Origin of the sequence: Pseudomonas sp. E6002, from assembly GCF_013385565.1 — a bacterium.
Lineage (GTDB): Bacteria > Pseudomonadota > Gammaproteobacteria > Pseudomonadales > Pseudomonadaceae > Aquipseudomonas.
The window spans coordinates 1-1,271 of the sequence record NZ_JACAPT010000041.1; the positions used below are offsets into that span (position 1 = coordinate 1).

Below are 1,271 nucleotides of genomic sequence, written 5' to 3' on the forward strand. Positions count from 1 at the left end.
GGCGGGGCAGAGCGCTTTGGTGGACTTGTTCCCTCGTAGCGGACGCCAAGAAGCGATATTTTAATCGCAATCTTGGAGGTACTTATGGCACAGCAAACTCGCCGCAGTTACACCGACGACTTCAAAGCTCAGGCAGTGACACTTGCTGAAAGCATTGGTCGAGGAGAAGCTGCCCGACAGTTGGATATCTCGGTCAAAACCTTAGGTAATTGGCTGGACGCCGCACGCAACGGGCGTCCTCTCAGTTCTCCTGCCCGGCATCCGGTCTCTGACCTGGAAAGCGAGCTGGCTCGGCTTCGAGCTGAAAATGCCACGCTCAAAATGGAGCGAGAAATCCTAAAAAAAGCGACGGCGTTCTTTGCCAAAGAGTCCAACTGAGATACGCCTTCGTCGCCCGTGAACGGACTCGCTTTCCGGTTAGGCTGTTATGTCGAGTGATGGAGGTCTCGGTGTCGGGCTTTCACGGCTATTTGAAGCGCCAGGAGCGTCCGGATCCAGACGCCGCGATTCGCCTGGAGATTCGTGCGATTCATCGAGCAAGCCGCGGCACTTATGGGCGTCCGCGCATGGTTCAGGCGCTTCATAACCGCTCTTACACGATAGGGCACAAGCGGGTAGCTCGGCTGATGAGAGAGGAGATGCTACGAGGAAAAATCAAAGCCCGGTTCAAACATTCAACGGATAACCGGTATATCCAACCCATTTCTGACAATGTGTTGAAACGACGCTTTTCTGTGACAAGTCCCGTAGCCGCTTGGGTGGGTGATATCACGTATATTTCGACACGCCAGGGGTGGTTGTACTTGGCTGTGGTGTTGAGTGTTCAGACCCGGCAGGTGCTTGGATACAGCCTGTCGGATCGTATGCCCGAGGGTTTGGTACAACAGGCGTTCATGAACGCCTGGACGAAAACGCCAGTTGATCACGGGGTGATTTTTCACTCTGATCGAGGCCGGCAATACACGGGTAGCGGTTTTCGCAGCATGATCGCGGAAAGAGGCTTTGTGCAAAGCATGAGCCGTAAGGGAAACTGCTGGGATAACGCCGTAGCAGAGAGCTTTTTTGCCTCACTCAAGAAGGAAGAAGCCACGGGTGTGTATCCCAGCAAAGCACAGGCCCATGCATCAATCGCAAGCTACATCCATGGGTTTTACAATGCGACACGGCTGCACTCGGCGCTGGGATACAGGTCACCTAATGACTACGCAAAGCACCTGAAGCACTCTGCTTAACACTCGCTTTATGGCGTACGTTTGGAGGGAGCAAGTCCA

At 54.1% G+C, this 1,271-nt stretch carries 2 protein-coding genes; both read left to right on the forward strand.

Annotated elements, in window-relative coordinates:
- Positions 1-84 precede the first annotated feature (84 nt).
- Positions 85-378: a transposase gene (locus HX815_RS27965; RefSeq protein WP_033901971.1), complete on the forward strand. Its 294-nt coding sequence runs from the start codon at positions 85-87 to the stop codon at positions 376-378.
- Entirely contained in the window at positions 375-1,232 is an 858-nt protein-coding gene (locus HX815_RS27970; protein ID WP_146014440.1) for an IS3 family transposase, read from the forward strand. The genes HX815_RS27965 and HX815_RS27970 overlap by 4 nt, the downstream gene beginning before the upstream one ends.
- Positions 1,233-1,271: the final 39 nt, after the last annotated feature.

Excerpts from the sequence above, each read along its gene's own strand:
- HX815_RS27965 (WP_033901971.1), top strand. The coding sequence starts at position 85 with ATGGCACAGCAAACTCGCCGCAGTTACACCGACGACTTCAAAGCTCAG.